Annotated in this window: 18 protein-coding genes; 11 read left to right on the top strand and 7 right to left on the bottom strand. The window is 53.9% G+C overall.

Annotated elements, in window-relative coordinates; all coding sequences use genetic code 11:
* From lptA to LC417_RS10355, 5 genes are read right to left on the bottom strand one after another with little or no spacing between them, the layout of a single operon-like run.
* Positions 1-552, bottom strand: coding sequence for a lipopolysaccharide ABC transporter substrate-binding protein LptA (gene lptA, locus LC417_RS10375; protein WP_010672013.1), 552 nt, complete (start codon positions 550-552; stop codon positions 1-3).
* Positions 527-1,099, bottom strand: a complete 573-nt coding sequence (gene lptC / locus LC417_RS10370; protein ID WP_010251907.1) for an LPS export ABC transporter periplasmic protein LptC — start codon at positions 1,097-1,099, stop codon at positions 527-529. The genes lptA and lptC overlap by 26 nt, the downstream gene beginning before the upstream one ends.
* On the bottom strand, positions 1,096-1,662 hold the full coding sequence (gene kdsC, locus LC417_RS10365; RefSeq protein WP_010251905.1) for a 3-deoxy-manno-octulosonate-8-phosphatase KdsC: 567 nt from the start codon (positions 1,660-1,662) through the stop codon (positions 1,096-1,098). Before kdsC ends, lptC begins: the two co-directional genes overlap by 4 nt.
* A gap of 13 nt (positions 1,663-1,675) precedes the next feature.
* A complete protein-coding gene (kdsD, locus tag LC417_RS10360; RefSeq protein WP_010251903.1) occupies positions 1,676-2,659 on the bottom strand; it encodes an arabinose-5-phosphate isomerase KdsD in 984 nt (327 codons plus the stop codon).
* A gap of 16 nt (positions 2,660-2,675) precedes the next feature.
* Positions 2,676-3,656, bottom strand: coding sequence for a calcium/sodium antiporter (locus LC417_RS10355; RefSeq protein ID WP_010251901.1), 981 nt, complete (start codon positions 3,654-3,656; stop codon positions 2,676-2,678).
* On the opposite strand from LC417_RS10355, the gene LC417_RS10350 reads away from it, so the two are divergent.
* The 8 genes from LC417_RS10350 to murA all read left to right on the top strand — a co-directional run bounded on the left by LC417_RS10350 (position 3,655) and on the right by murA (position 8,689).
* Positions 3,655-3,912, top strand: coding sequence for a hypothetical protein (locus LC417_RS10350; RefSeq protein WP_124889623.1), 258 nt, complete (start codon positions 3,655-3,657; stop codon positions 3,910-3,912). The genes LC417_RS10355 and LC417_RS10350 overlap by 2 nt on opposite strands.
* Positions 3,884-4,699 carry a phospholipid ABC transporter ATP-binding protein MlaF gene (gene mlaF / locus LC417_RS10345; protein WP_010251897.1) on the top strand — a complete coding sequence of 272 codons (816 nt, stop codon included), beginning with the start codon at positions 3,884-3,886 and terminating at the stop codon, positions 4,697-4,699. The genes LC417_RS10350 and mlaF overlap by 29 nt, the downstream gene beginning before the upstream one ends.
* A 4-nt stretch (positions 4,700-4,703) precedes the next feature.
* On the top strand, positions 4,704-5,486 hold the full coding sequence (mlaE, locus tag LC417_RS10340; RefSeq protein WP_010251894.1) for a lipid asymmetry maintenance ABC transporter permease subunit MlaE: 783 nt from the start codon (positions 4,704-4,706) through the stop codon (positions 5,484-5,486).
* A gap of 4 nt (positions 5,487-5,490) precedes the next feature.
* Positions 5,491-6,036, top strand: a complete 546-nt coding sequence (gene mlaD, locus LC417_RS10335) for an outer membrane lipid asymmetry maintenance protein MlaD (RefSeq protein ID WP_010251890.1) — start codon at positions 5,491-5,493, stop codon at positions 6,034-6,036.
* 15 nt (positions 6,037-6,051) lie between these two features.
* Entirely contained in the window at positions 6,052-6,687 is a 636-nt protein-coding gene (gene mlaC / locus LC417_RS10330) for a phospholipid-binding protein MlaC (RefSeq protein ID WP_010251887.1), read from the top strand.
* Positions 6,687-6,992, top strand: a complete 306-nt coding sequence (gene mlaB / locus LC417_RS10325) for a lipid asymmetry maintenance protein MlaB (protein ID WP_110331230.1) — start codon at positions 6,687-6,689, stop codon at positions 6,990-6,992. The genes mlaC and mlaB overlap by 1 nt, the downstream gene beginning before the upstream one ends.
* A gap of 113 nt (positions 6,993-7,105) precedes the next feature.
* Positions 7,106-7,363 carry a BolA family iron metabolism protein IbaG gene (gene ibaG / locus LC417_RS10320; RefSeq protein ID WP_010251880.1) on the top strand — a complete coding sequence of 86 codons (258 nt, stop codon included), beginning with the start codon at positions 7,106-7,108 and terminating at the stop codon, positions 7,361-7,363.
* 66 nt (positions 7,364-7,429) lie between these two features.
* Positions 7,430-8,689, top strand: coding sequence for a UDP-N-acetylglucosamine 1-carboxyvinyltransferase (gene murA, locus LC417_RS10315; RefSeq protein WP_010251868.1), 1,260 nt, complete (start codon positions 7,430-7,432; stop codon positions 8,687-8,689).
* A 73-nt stretch (positions 8,690-8,762) separates the two neighbouring features.
* Here the strand turns inward: murA and LC417_RS10310 are convergent, their stop codons facing one another.
* Positions 8,763-9,047, bottom strand: coding sequence for a helix-turn-helix transcriptional regulator (locus LC417_RS10310; protein ID WP_022625265.1), 285 nt, complete (start codon positions 9,045-9,047; stop codon positions 8,763-8,765).
* 238 nt (positions 9,048-9,285) lie between these two features.
* Positions 9,286-10,257 carry an octaprenyl diphosphate synthase gene (gene ispB, locus LC417_RS10305; protein WP_008925415.1) on the bottom strand — a complete coding sequence of 324 codons (972 nt, stop codon included), beginning with the start codon at positions 10,255-10,257 and terminating at the stop codon, positions 9,286-9,288.
* A 257-nt stretch (positions 10,258-10,514) separates the two neighbouring features.
* Here ispB and rplU point away from each other — a divergent pair, with 257 nt between their 5' ends.
* The 3 genes from rplU (at position 10,515) to cgtA (ending at position 12,514) form a co-directional block, all read left to right on the top strand.
* A complete protein-coding gene (gene rplU / locus LC417_RS10300; protein WP_008925416.1) occupies positions 10,515-10,826 on the top strand; it encodes a 50S ribosomal protein L21 in 312 nt (103 codons plus the stop codon).
* Positions 10,827-10,841: 15 nt separating this feature from the next.
* On the top strand, positions 10,842-11,099 hold the full coding sequence (gene rpmA, locus LC417_RS10295) for a 50S ribosomal protein L27 (RefSeq protein ID WP_003851093.1): 258 nt from the start codon (positions 10,842-10,844) through the stop codon (positions 11,097-11,099).
* A 242-nt stretch (positions 11,100-11,341) separates the two neighbouring features.
* A complete protein-coding gene (gene cgtA / locus LC417_RS10290; protein ID WP_003851092.1) occupies positions 11,342-12,514 on the top strand; it encodes an Obg family GTPase CgtA in 1,173 nt (390 codons plus the stop codon).
* Positions 12,515-12,544 lie beyond the last annotated feature (30 nt).

The following is a 12,544-nucleotide window of genomic DNA, read 5'->3' as shown; positions in this document are numbered from 1 at the left end:
TCAGTTACTCTTCTTTCCGCTGTTGGACGAACCTTTGTCCTGAAGTTGCGACGGCACCAGTACAGTCGTGACGCGCTTGTTCTGGCCCTGACTGAAAGCCTGCATTTTCTGCTCTTTCACCAGGTAGGTAATACGATCGCCTTTGATGTTGCTGTCCTGCTGCTCAATGAACGCATTGCCGGTCAGTTCAACGAAATCGTTAGCCAGTTCATAGTGCAGTTTTGCGGCATGGCCCTGCACCGGCTTACCGCTGTCCTGCATCTGATAGAAGGTGGCGGGATTACCGTAGGCGTCAACGATGGTTTTCTTGCTGTCGCCGCCCGGACGGGTCACCACGACTTTATCTGCCGTGATTTTAATTGAGCCCTGCGTCACGATGACATTGCCGGTAAAGGTCGCGACATTGCCTTGCAAATCCAGCGCCTGATTCTGCGAGTCAATATTGACGGGCTTGTCCGAGTCACCGGTCAGAGCCAGCGCCGGAACGCTGGTTGCCAGCAGCATGCTGGCCAGTAAAAGCTTCAGGCTATTTTTGTTCATTTTGAATTTCATAAGAGGTTTTGACCTTCTCGATTAACTCGGCGTTTTTTGTCCGTAAATTGCCGCGCATTTTCATGCCGGTGGAGTTAAAACTGCGGCCATACAATGTCACCTGGTCATCAGAGGTAACGTCCTGAGTGACAAGATTAATCTGGGCGTTATCGGTTTTGATCCGCTCAAGCTGAGAATCCTGCGTCAGCGTATTCAGCTCAACATGGCCATACAGGTAAAGCATACGATCTTTGGTGAGCTTTGCTTTATCCGCGCGTAACGTCCAGGTAGGGATTTTGTTCTCATCAAAGGTGGTCATGACCGGATTGTCGAACCAGCTCAGTTCATCATCCGAGAAATAGGTCACTTTGTCAGAGACCAGTTTATATGACAGCGCGCCCTGCGGGTTATAAACCACAGTGTGTGAATCAGCACTGGTGTAGGTCGGTGACTGACTGTCCGTGCCGACTGGCGTGCCATCGTCATCCTGGTTAGTAAGATTCCAGCCGATCAAAACCAGTGCAATCAAGGTCAGAATCAGCGTTATCCAACGCCTGCTTTTACTCATACTGATTGCCCTTTGGCATCCTCAAATTTGTTCTGCGCCATTAAGATCAGGTCACATACTTCGCGAACTGCACCGCGTCCACCGGCAATCCGCGTGACATAATGCGCGCGCGGCAACAGGATCGGATGTGCATCCGCCACCGCCACGCTTAAACCCACTTTCGCCATAACCGGCCAGTCGATCAGATCGTCACCGATGTAGGCGACCTGGTCGTCGGAAAGAGACAGTTTATCCAGAAGTTCACGATAGGCCAAAAGCTTATCCGATTGTCCCTGATAAAGATGACGGATGCCGAGCGTTTTGCAGCGATCTTCCATCAGACGGGCATTGCGGCCGGTAATAATAGCCACTTCCACATCGGAGGTCAGCAAACAGCGAACGCCGTAACCGTCCCGCACGTTGAATGCCTTCAGCTCTTCGCCATTATTCCCCATGTAGATCACCCCGTCGGACATCACGCCATCGACATCGCAGATCAGCAGACGAATCCTGCTGGCGCGCGCCATAACGTCAGCGCTGACCGGGCCGTAGCAGGTTTCAATCGGGTGGGTTGCCTGTTGCATTTTCTCTTCCTGTTCAGACTACGCCAGCGCGCAGCATGTCATGCATATGTACCACACCGAGCAGATGGTCGTCATCGGCCACCAGAATCGAGGTAATGTTTTTGGTCTGCATCAGGTTCAGGGCTTCCACCGCCAGCATATTAGGCCGGACGCGGATGCCACCTGGCGTCATCACTTCCCCGATGGTGGCGCGCTGGAAATCGATGCCCATATCAAAGATGCGGCGCAGGTCACCATCGGTAAAGATACCTTCAATTTTCATCAGGTCGTCGACGATCACCGTCAGTCCCAGATTTTTGCGGGTAATCTCCAGCAGCGCATCGCGCAGCGAGGCGTCCCGTGTGACGTGCGGCAGTTCATCGCCACTGTGCATGATATCAGCCACATGCAGCAGCAGTTTACGGCCCAGCGCACCGCCAGGATGGGACAAAGCAAAGTCTTCGGCGGTGAAGCCGCGCGCTTCCAGCAGCGAAACCGCCAGCGCGTCACCCATCACCAGCGTGGCCGTGGTGCTGGTGGTCGGTGCCAGACCCAGCGGGCAGGCTTCCTGCGGAACATGGACACACAGATGCACATCGGCAACCCGGCCCATCGCACTGTCAGGCCTTCCGGTCATGCAGATCAGCGTAATGTGCTGACGCTTTAAAACCGGAATCAGCGCGAGGATTTCGTTCGACTCACCGCTGTTGGAGATGGCGATGACCACATCATTTTTGCTCACCATGCCCAGATCGCCATGGCTGGCTTCGGCCGGATGAACAAAAAAAGCGGGCGTGCCAGTACTGGCAAAGGTCGCCGCCATTTTTTTGCCGATATGGCCAGACTTGCCCATGCCCATCACCACCACTTTACCCTGACAGGCGTAGATCAGGGCGCAGGCGCGGGCGAAATCGTCGTTAATATATTGATCGAGTTGTTCCAGACCTTCGCGCTCAATGCGCAGTACGGTTTTCCCCGCCTGCTGGAAATCAAATGCTGTTGGTTGCTGATATGACATAGTGAGTCTGTCCTTGTTAGCCGTCCATGAATGCCGGCTGCATCCACAGCAGCGTCACCCAGACGAAGAAACCACAGAGTAAAAATAAGCCTGCCGTACGGCCAACGCGGCGGCGACGTAGCAGGCAGAGCAGGGCAAACAGCACGCTGACTCCCAGCATCACCCAGTAATCACGGGCGAAGGCGTGATAATCGACACTGCCAGGGTGAATCAGCGCCGGCAGACCCAGCACAATGGCAATATTATAAATGTTGGCGCCGATCAGATTGCCGATCGCGATATCATCTTCGCCTTTCAGCGCACCGGCAATAACCGTTGCCAGCTCGGGCAGGCTGGTGCCCACGGCGATCAGCGTCAGGCCCATCACCAGCTCGCTGACGCCAAAATAGTCGGCAAACGCCGTGGCATTGTCGATCACCATTCGTGTCGACATCGGCAGGATAATCAGCGCAACGGCCAGCCAGAGAAAGGCCACCGTATTTCCGCTCTCTTCGCGTGGCAGCTCGGCCAGCTGCTCGCGGGTCAGGGTGTCGTTGTTATCCCGTTCTGCTTTACGCGCAATGCGAATCACCACCATCAGATAAATCGCGGCAATGGCGATCAGGCCTATTCCATCCAGTCGACTAAGCTGATTGTCAAACAGCATGAAACCGCTGAGCAGGGTAACCAGCAACATTAACGGTAGTTCACGGCGTATCAGATTAGAATGGACGCTGAGCGGGTGCATAAGCGCAGCGGCACCCAGGATGAGTAAAATATTGGTAATATTCGAGCCGAGCGCGGTGCCAACAGCAAGATCCATCTGGCCATGCTGCGCCGCGGAAAAGGAGAGGATCATCTCTGGCAGCGAGGTGCCGATGCTGACAACGGTCATGCCAATAATCAGTGGCGGGATGCCAAATGATCGACACAGTATAGAGGCGCTAAACACCAGACGATCGGCACCATATGCCAGTAAAAGCAAACCGATAATCAGCAGTGCAGAAGCTACGAACATGAAAAATCCTTGCGTAAAAACCCAGGCCGGCAATGCCTTTCCCGACCGGTTTAAGGTTCTGTTTGGCGAGACAGGCGCTGATTTTGACCGTCCGGACGGCAAAAGTAAATTTAATGACCATTTTCGCCAAATCTTAGCGGTAAGTTTCTGTAAAGCTATCGTGAATCAGGACCGAACAGGCTACCATCGTACCCCATGTTTACGCCCGATCCTTACAAGAGGTTATAATGATCCAGCAGCAATCGAATCTGGTTGAGGTTCGTGGCGTGAGTTTTTCGCGCGGAGATCGCACCATCTTCGATGACATTTCGCTGACCGTGCCAAAAGGCAAAGTGACGGCGATAATGGGGCCGTCGGGGATAGGAAAAACCACGCTGCTACGCTTGATTGGGGGGCAACTTCAGCCGACCAGCGGTGAAATCTTTTTCCGTGGTGAAAACATTCCGTCATTGTCTCGCACTAAATTGTACGAAGCGCGCAAAAAAATGAGCATGCTGTTCCAGTCTGGCGCGCTGTTTACTGACCTGACGGTCTATGAAAATGTTGCCTGGCCGCTGCGTGAACATACCCGTCTGCCTCCTCCGTTGCTGCACAGCACAGTGCTGATGAAGCTGGAAGCGGTGGGTCTGCGTGGCGCGGCCCAGCTGAAGCCCGCGGAGCTGTCGGGCGGAATGGCGCGTCGTGTGGCACTGGCGCGCGCTATCGCGCTGGAGCCGGAACTGATCATGTTTGATGAGCCTTTCGTCGGTCAGGATCCGATCACGATGGGTGTGCTGGTAAAACTCATTGATGAACTGAACCATGCTCTGGGCCTGACCTGTATTGTGGTCTCGCACGACGTACCGGAAGTACTGAGTATTGCGGACTATGCCTATATCGTGGCCGGACAAAAAATTATCGCACACGGCACCACGCCGGAGTTGCGAGCGAACAATGACCCGCGCGTTCGCCAGTTTATTGATGGCGATGCGGATGGTCCGGTTCCCTTCCGTTTTCCTGCCGGCGACTATCTCGCTGATTTAACCGGCTCAGGGAGTAACTAAACTGATGGTGTTGAAGGCGCTGGCGACATTTGGACGTCAGGGAATTGAAACGTGCGCCAGTTTTGGACGCGCAGGACTCATGCTCTTTCATGCGCTGGTGGGCAAGCCAGCGTTCCGCAGACACACGCCGCTACTGATTAAACAACTTTATAGCGTCGGCGTGCTGTCGCTGCTGATCATCGTGGTTTCCGGTCTGTTTATCGGCATGGTGCTTGGCCTTCAGGGTTATCTGGTCTTAAACACCTATGGCGCGGAAACCAGCCTCGGTATGCTGGTGGCGCTGTCATTGCTGCGCGAACTGGGGCCGGTTGTGACCGCGCTGCTGTTCGCCGGACGGGCAGGGTCTGCACTGACCGCCGAAATCGGCCTGATGAAGGCCACCGAACAGCTCTCCAGTATGGAGATGATGGCGGTTGACCCGTTGCGCCGGGTGGTCTCGCCGCGCTTCTGGGCCGGTTTTATCAGTATGCCGTTACTGACGCTGATTTTTACCGCGGTAGGGATTGCCGGTGGGGCGCTGGTCGGGGTGAGCTGGAAAGGGATTGATCCTGGTTTCTTCTGGTCGGCGATGCAGAATGCCGTCGATTTTCGTGCCGATGTGGTTAACTGCCTGATTAAAAGTGCGGTATTTGCCATTACCGTGACGTGGATTGCGCTGTTTAACGGCTATGATGCGATTCCAACCTCTGAAGGGATCAGTCGCGCGACGACGCGCACTGTGGTGCACGCGTCACTGGCGGTGCTCGGATTGGATTTTGTGCTGACAGCACTGATGTTTGGGAATTGATGCAATGCAAAGCAAAAAAAGCGAAATCTGGGTTGGCATATTTATGATTATGGCGTTGCTGGCGGCGCTGTTTCTCGCGCTGCGCGTCGCCGATTTAAAGTCAATGGGCACCGAGCCGACGTGGAAGCTCTACGCCACCTTTGACAATATTGGTGGTCTCAAAGCCAGTTCGCCGGTCAAGATTGGTGGGGTGGTGATTGGCCGGGTGACCGACATTGAGTTAGAGCCGAAAACGCTGCTGCCGCGTGTCACCATGGACATCAGCGATCAGTATGCGAATAAAATTTCAGACACCAGCTCGCTGGCGGTTCGCACTCAGGGACTACTGGGTGAGCAATTCCTGGCACTCAATTTAGGATTTGACGATCCTGAACTGGGTTCGGCGATGCTGAAAGATGGCGATACGCTGCGCGATACGAAATCCGCCATGGTGCTCGAAGACCTGATCGGTCAGTTCCTTTATAAGAGCGGCGATAATAAACAAAACAGTGAAAACAAGGATGCGCAGGAAGGCGACAGTGCTGCGCCTGCGGCACCGGCTCAACCTTAAAGAAGAGGGTATACCATGTTTAAACGTTTACTGATGATTGCCATGCTGGTGGTTGCGGTACCGCTGACGGCAACCGCAGCCGATCAGAGCAACCCCTACAAACTGATGAATGAAGCGGCGCAAAAGACGTTCACCCGTCTGAAAAACGAGCAGCCGAAAATCAAGCAGGACCCTAACTACCTGCGTCAGATTGTGCGTCAGGAGCTGCTGCCTTATGTACAGATCAAATATGCGGGCGCGTTAGTGCTGGGCCGCTACTATCGTGATTCGACGCCCGCTCAGCGTGAAGCCTACTTCAGCGCCTTTGGTGACTATCTGGCGCAGGCTTATGGTCAGGCACTGGCACTGTACAACGGACAGAGCTACCAGATTCAGCCTGAGCAGCCGTTAGGCGATGCCCAGATTGTCGCTATTCGCGTTTCCATTATCGATCCAAATGGCCGTCCACCGGTTCGCCTCGACTTCCAGTGGCGTAAAAACAGCCAGAGCGGTAACTGGCAGGCGTATGACATGATTGCTGAAGGCGTCAGCATGATCACCACCAAACAAAATGAGTGGAGCGATCTGTTACGTACCAAAGGTATTGATGGTCTGACGGCGCAGCTGAAATCTTCTGCGGCACAGCCAATCACGCTGGATAAACAACAATAATGCACGAATCGTTACGCTGGGAGCGGGAAGCCAGCACGCTATTACTGAAAGGCGAACTGGATCGCGACACGCTGATGAGCCTGTGGCATCAACGTGAAACGCTGATTAAAGATGTCGATACCATCGACGTCGCGGCGCTGGAGCGTGTGGACTCTTCCGGGCTTGCCCTGCTGGTGCATCTGCGGGAAATCGCGCGGGCACAGGGTATTACCCCTCGCTTTACGGGCATCAGCGACAAACTGCATTCGCTGATAACGCTTTACAATCTGCAACAGATTATTGTTTCTGCGGATAAAAGCGCCTGATATCCGGTTGTTATGCTAAGCCCCTGTTTTCAACAGGGGCTTTTGCGTATTTAAGAGTCAGCCGCTTTCCTCTACTATGTCAGCCTTATTATTATTAAGTGAAGTTAAGCCCAATGGAAAACAGTGAAATTCAGGCCGTGCTGATGGCAGCATTGCCTTTAGATGAAGTGCATGTGATGAGCAATGATGGCAGCCATTTTCAGGTGATCGCCGTAGGCGAACTGTTTGGCGAACTGAGCCGCGTAAAAAAGCAGCAGGCTGTCTACGCGCCGCTGATGGAATTTATCGCGGATAACCGCATTCATGCTGTCTCTATCAAAACCTATACTCCCGCTGAATGGGCGCGTGACCGTAAACTCAACGGTTTCTGATCCCCAGCGTGGTGAACTCGTCGCTGGCGAGTCCAATCTTTAGCTAGTTAATTGAGAGCCGTGTTAATGGACAAATTTCGTGTGCAAGGCCCCACCCGCTTAAGTGGTGAAGTAACCATTTCCGGGGCAAAGAACGCCGCGCTTCCTATTCTGTTTGCTGCGCTGCTGGCTGAAGAGCCGGTCGAGATCCAGAATGTGCCAAAGCTGCGCGACATTGATACCACCATGAAGCTGCTGAGCCAGCTGGGTGCGAAGGTGGAACGCAACGGTTCTGTGCATGTCGATGCCAGCGCGGTAGATGTATTTTGTGCGCCTTACGATCTGGTCAAAACTATGCGTGCCTCAATCTGGGCGCTGGGCCCGCTGGTGGCGCGTTTTGGTCAGGGTCAGGTTTCCCTGCCGGGTGGCTGCGCTATCGGCGCGCGTCCGGTTGATCTGCACATCACCGGTCTTGAACAGCTGGGTGCCGAGATCAAGCTGGAAGAGGGCTACGTGAAAGCGTCAGTCAATGGCCGCCTGAAGGGCGCACTGATTGTCATGGACAAAATCAGCGTCGGCGCGACCGTGACCATCATGAGTGCTGCGACGCTGGCGACCGGTACCACCGTGATTGAGAATGCGGCGCGTGAGCCGGAAATTGTCGATACCGCCAACTTCCTTAACACCCTGGGCGCCAGAATCAGTGGTGCAGGCAGCGATAAAATCACCATCGAAGGCGTAGAGCGTCTGGGTGGCGGTGTTTATCGTGTCCTGCCGGATCGTATCGAAACCGGTACCTTCCTGGTGGCTGCGGCCATTTCGGGTGGCAAAGTGATGTGTCACAAAACCCAGCCGGATACGCTGGATGCTGTGCTGGCCAAGCTGCGTGATGCGGGTGCCGATATCGAAACCGGTGAAGACTGGATCAGTCTGGATATGCACGGCAAGCGGCCAAAAGCGGTCAACGTGCGCACTGCACCGCATCCAGGTTTCCCGACCGATATGCAGGCGCAGTTCACACTGCTAAACATGGTTGCGGAAGGCACGGGCGTGATTACCGAAACCATCTTCGAAAACCGTTTCATGCATATCCCGGAACTGATTCGTATGGGCGGACATGCTGAGATTGAGAGCAACACGGCGATCTGTCATGGGGTTGAAACCCTGTCAGGTGCGCAGGTGATGGCGACCGATTTGCGTGCGTCTGCCAGCCTGGTTCTGGCCGGTTGTATTGCGGAAGGAACGACGTTTGTTGATCGCATTTATCACATCGATCGTGGCTATGAGCACATTGAAGATAAGCTGAAAGCCATGGGCGCAAACATCGAGCGCGTCAGCGAAGAGTAATCCCGCAGATGCTCTGAAAGAGCCAGCCCCCTTTGGGGGCTGGTTTTTTTTCGCCTGAGGATCGCCTGAGTTTTCAGGCGGTATCGGAATGATCGACAGGCGCCCGGATACGTTTTCTGCGATCCAGCAGGCAGTGGGTCTCGGGATCGTAATAGCGGCTGGGCCAGATCTCACAAGGATGAACCTTGATCGCGTCAGCGATCAACCATTCGCCCTTGGGCCATGGACGCGTGAGCGCATTAGCCAGCGTTGATGAACTGAGACCTGCTGCGCGTGACAGCGCCGCGAGTGTCATTCCACGCTTATGCAGCGCCGCGATAATGTCAGCCGGGTGCCAGTCTTCCATCCTTTTTTGCATATCCTGTTCTCCTTTTCCCTGTCATTGCGTCGTCCCGCAGGACGTGAGCTTTCCTTTTTACCGTTATCTGGAAAGATTGAGGTTTTTATAGCAAATAGTTCCCATTAGTTTCCAGTAATATTTGGATCCAGCATCTGATCTGTGGGGTGGCATGCAAAAGGAGTGCAACAGCTAAGAGGTAACAAAAAGAAGTGAGAGCAGGGACGTAAAAACGGAGCCTGTCAGGCTCCGTGAGGGATCAGAAATCGCGCTGAACTGACATGTGCGCCAGCGACTCCAGCGCACTGCGCCACGGCGATTCAGGCAGAATGCGCAAGGCTTCAATGGCTTTATCCGCTTCCTGTTCGGCGCGGCTGCGCGTCCATTCGAGTGAACCACACTGATTCATCGCTTCCAGTACCGGTTCCAGCAGATGGCGGCCATTTCCCTGCTCAATGGCTTCACGGATCATCTTCGCCTGCTCAGGTGAGCCGTGCTGCATAGCATGCAGCAGTGGCAGCGTGGGTTTGCCTTCACTCAGATCATCGCCGGTATTTTTGCCCAGCGTCTCGCCATCAGCACTGTAATCCAGTAAGTCGTCAATTAACTGGAAAGCGGTGCCCAGATAGCGTCCATAATCCTGTAGCGCTTTTTCCTCTTCAGGTGTGGCTTCAGCCAGTATCGCCGAGGCCTGCGAGGCCGCTTCAAACAGACGCGCGGTCTTGCTGTAAATCACGCGCATGTAGCTCTCTTCGGTGATGTCGGGATCGTTGACGTTCATCAGCTGCAGGACTTCGCCCTCAGCAATCACGTTTACCGCTTCTGACATCAGCGCCAGGATACGCAGCGAACCCATGCTGGTCATCATCTGGAAGGCGCGGGTGTAAATAAAATCACCGACCAGCACGCTTGCCGCATTGCCAAACGCCGCGTTCGCGGTCGCTTTGCCACGACGCATATCGGATTCATCCACGACATCGTCATGCAGCAGCGTGGCGGTGTGGATAAATTCGATCAGCGCCGCATTGGTCACGTGCAGATCGCCCTTGTAGCCCATGGCACGTGCGGATAGCACGGCAATCATGGGACGGATACGCTTGCCCCCACCACTGATGATGTAGTAGCCCAACTGGTTGATGAGCGAGACATCTGAATTCAGCTGGTCGAGGATGGTCTGGTTAACGGCAGCCATATCCTGTGCGGTTAATTCATTAATCTGTTCTAAGTTCATTCGTCTTTTCAGCTATGACTCGTTATCTCTGCCATGGTAAGTGCTTTTACCCAGCCAGCGTTCAGGTAATCTGTTACTGATTGTACTTGAATTTTCTGCCTGAGAAACGGTTGCATTCAGCCTGTGTTTTTTTTCTGCAAGAGTGTGCAAAGTGCTCTTGTCTTCTTCTGGAGTTTTGCGTAGAATTCGCGCCCTATTGTGAATATTTAGCGCGCCGCCTGATGAACTAAAAGGCAAGCGCAGAAGCGGAGTTTTATATGTACGCGGTTTTCCAAAGTGGTGGTAAACAACACCGAGTAAGCGAAGGTCAGACCGTTCGCCTGGAAAAGCTGGACATCGCAACCGGTGAAACGATTGAGTTTGACCAGGTTCTGATGATTGCTAATGGCGAAGACGTGAAAATCGGCGCGCCACTGGTTTCAGGCGGAATGATCAAGGCAGAAGTTGTTGCTCACGGTCGTGGCGAGAAAATTAAGATCGTTAAGTTTCGTCGTCGTAAGCACTACCGTAAGCAAGCAGGCCATCGCCAGTGGTTCACTGATGTGAAAATCACTGGTATCACGGCATAAGAGGAGATCTGACAAATGGCACATAAAAAGGCTGGTGGTTCGACTCGAAATGGTCGTGACTCCAATGCAAAACGTCTGGGTGTAAAACGTTTCGGTGGCGAATCTGTTCTGGCAGGTAGCATCATCGTTCGTCAGCGTGGCACCAAATTCCACGCCGGTACCAATGTAGGTTGTGGTCGTGACCACACCCTGTTTGCTACCGCAGACGGTAAAGTACAGTTCGAAGTTAAAGGTCCGAACAACCGTAAATACATCAGCATCGTTGCTGAGTAAGGTTGTCGTGACGCAGACGTTTAACGTCTGAACGCACGAATTGAAGGCCCCGCAGCTCCTGCGGGGCTTTTTACATTCTGCGGTCTGTTGCGGTAAAAGCGACGCATCACAAAAGTTTGCTGTACACTTTATGTACGCACTGGCGAAAGCCAATCCTGATTTATCCGCCGCTGGTCAGCGCAGAAGACCCTGGCGGACCCGTCTGCAGAGTGCTGCAGGCGATTGTGTGACGGAGATAGAAAATGAAGTTTGTAGATGAAGCGACAATTTTGGTCGTCGCCGGTGATGGCGGTAATGGTTGCGTAAGCTTCCGCCGCGAAAAATATATCCCGAGAGGCGGCCCTGATGGGGGTGATGGCGGTGACGGCGGTGACGTTTATCTGATCGCTGATGAAAACCTCAACACCCTTATCGATTATCGTTTCGAAAAATCTTTCCGCGCCGAGCGTGGGCAGAACGGCCAGAGCCGCGACTGTACTGGCAAACGCGGTAAAGATATCGAAGTTAAAGTGCCGGTCGGCACCCGGGTTATCGATCAGGGTACCGGCGAGACACTGGGCGACATGACGCGTCACGGCCAGAAACTGATGGTCGGCAAAGGCGGCTGGCATGGCCTGGGTAACACCCGCTTTAAATCATCTGTAAACCGCAGTCCGCGCCAGAAAACCATGGGTACCCCAGGTGAAAAGCGCGATCTGCAGCTGGAGCTGATGCTGCTGGCAGATGTCGGGATGCTGGGCTTACCGAATGCCGGTAAATCGACCTTTATCCGTGCCGTATCGGCAGCGAAGCCAAAAGTGGCGGACTATCCGTTTACCACGCTGGTGCCGAGCCTGGGCGTGGTTCGTATGGACAGCGAGCAGAGCTTCGTCGTGGCCGATATCCCTGGCCTGATTGAAGGCGCAGCCGATGGCGCAGGCCTCGGCATTCGCTTCCTGAAGCACCTTGAGCGCTGCCGCGTGTTGCTGCACCTGATCGACATCGACCCCATCGATGAAAGCGATCCGGTTGAAAATGCCCGCATCATTCTCGGCGAGCTGGAAAAGTACAGCGAGAAGCTGTTCAACAAGCCACGCTGGCTGGTCTTCAACAAAATTGATCTGATCAGTGAAGAAGAAGCGCAGTCACGGGCTAAAGCGGTGGCTGAAGCACTGGGCTGGGAAGATAAGTATTACCTGATTTCTGCCGCAAGCCGTACCGGTGTCAACGAACTCTGCTGGGACGTGATGAGCTTCATCAACGCTAATCCGAAAGAAGCGGAGCTTGAAGAGAAGCAGCCGGAGAAAGTGGAGTTCATGTGGGACGATTACCACAAAGAAACCATTGAAAACACGGTTGAAGTGGAAGATGAAGAGTGGGATGACGACTGGGATGATGAAGACGACGAAGGCGTTGAAATTATCTATCAGCGTTAACCGATCGCCTGCTACAGCGTGATATGCAAT

The sequence above is a fragment of the Pantoea sp. OVA07A genome (assembly GCF_019969975.1).
GTDB lineage: Bacteria > Pseudomonadota > Gammaproteobacteria > Enterobacterales > Enterobacteriaceae > Pantoea > Pantoea agglomerans.
This window is presented reverse-complemented; position numbering and strand designations above follow the sequence as displayed.

Bases quoted from the DNA above. Each gene is read 5' to 3' on its own strand.
- murA (WP_010251868.1), top strand. From the start codon at position 7,430: ATGGACAAATTTCGTGTGCAAGGCCCCACCCGCTTAAGTGGTGAAGTA.
- lptC (WP_010251907.1), bottom strand. From the start codon at position 1,099: ATGAGTAAAAGCAGGCGTTGGATAACGCTGATTCTGACCTTGATTGCA.
- kdsD (WP_010251903.1), bottom strand. From the start codon at position 2,659: ATGTCATATCAGCAACCAACAGCATTTGATTTCCAGCAGGCGGGGAAA.
- mlaF (WP_010251897.1), top strand. From the start codon at position 3,884: ATGATCCAGCAGCAATCGAATCTGGTTGAGGTTCGTGGCGTGAGTTTT.
- LC417_RS10350 (WP_124889623.1), top strand. From the start codon at position 3,655: ATGAAAAATCCTTGCGTAAAAACCCAGGCCGGCAATGCCTTTCCCGAC.
- mlaE (WP_010251894.1), top strand. From the start codon at position 4,704: ATGGTGTTGAAGGCGCTGGCGACATTTGGACGTCAGGGAATTGAAACG.
- lptA (WP_010672013.1), bottom strand. From the start codon at position 552: ATGAAATTCAAAATGAACAAAAATAGCCTGAAGCTTTTACTGGCCAGC.
- kdsC (WP_010251905.1), bottom strand. From the start codon at position 1,662: ATGCAACAGGCAACCCACCCGATTGAAACCTGCTACGGCCCGGTCAGC.
- rpmA (WP_003851093.1), top strand. From the start codon at position 10,842: ATGGCACATAAAAAGGCTGGTGGTTCGACTCGAAATGGTCGTGACTCC.
- ibaG (WP_010251880.1), top strand. From the start codon at position 7,106: ATGGAAAACAGTGAAATTCAGGCCGTGCTGATGGCAGCATTGCCTTTA.
- rplU (WP_008925416.1), top strand. From the start codon at position 10,515: ATGTACGCGGTTTTCCAAAGTGGTGGTAAACAACACCGAGTAAGCGAA.
- mlaB (WP_110331230.1), top strand. From the start codon at position 6,687: ATGCACGAATCGTTACGCTGGGAGCGGGAAGCCAGCACGCTATTACTG.
- LC417_RS10310 (WP_022625265.1), bottom strand. From the start codon at position 9,047: ATGCAAAAAAGGATGGAAGACTGGCACCCGGCTGACATTATCGCGGCG.
- mlaD (WP_010251890.1), top strand. From the start codon at position 5,491: ATGCAAAGCAAAAAAAGCGAAATCTGGGTTGGCATATTTATGATTATG.
- mlaC (WP_010251887.1), top strand. From the start codon at position 6,052: ATGTTTAAACGTTTACTGATGATTGCCATGCTGGTGGTTGCGGTACCG.
- cgtA (WP_003851092.1), top strand. From the start codon at position 11,342: ATGAAGTTTGTAGATGAAGCGACAATTTTGGTCGTCGCCGGTGATGGC.
- ispB (WP_008925415.1), bottom strand. From the start codon at position 10,257: ATGAACTTAGAACAGATTAATGAATTAACCGCACAGGATATGGCTGCC.
- LC417_RS10355 (WP_010251901.1), bottom strand. From the start codon at position 3,656: ATGTTCGTAGCTTCTGCACTGCTGATTATCGGTTTGCTTTTACTGGCA.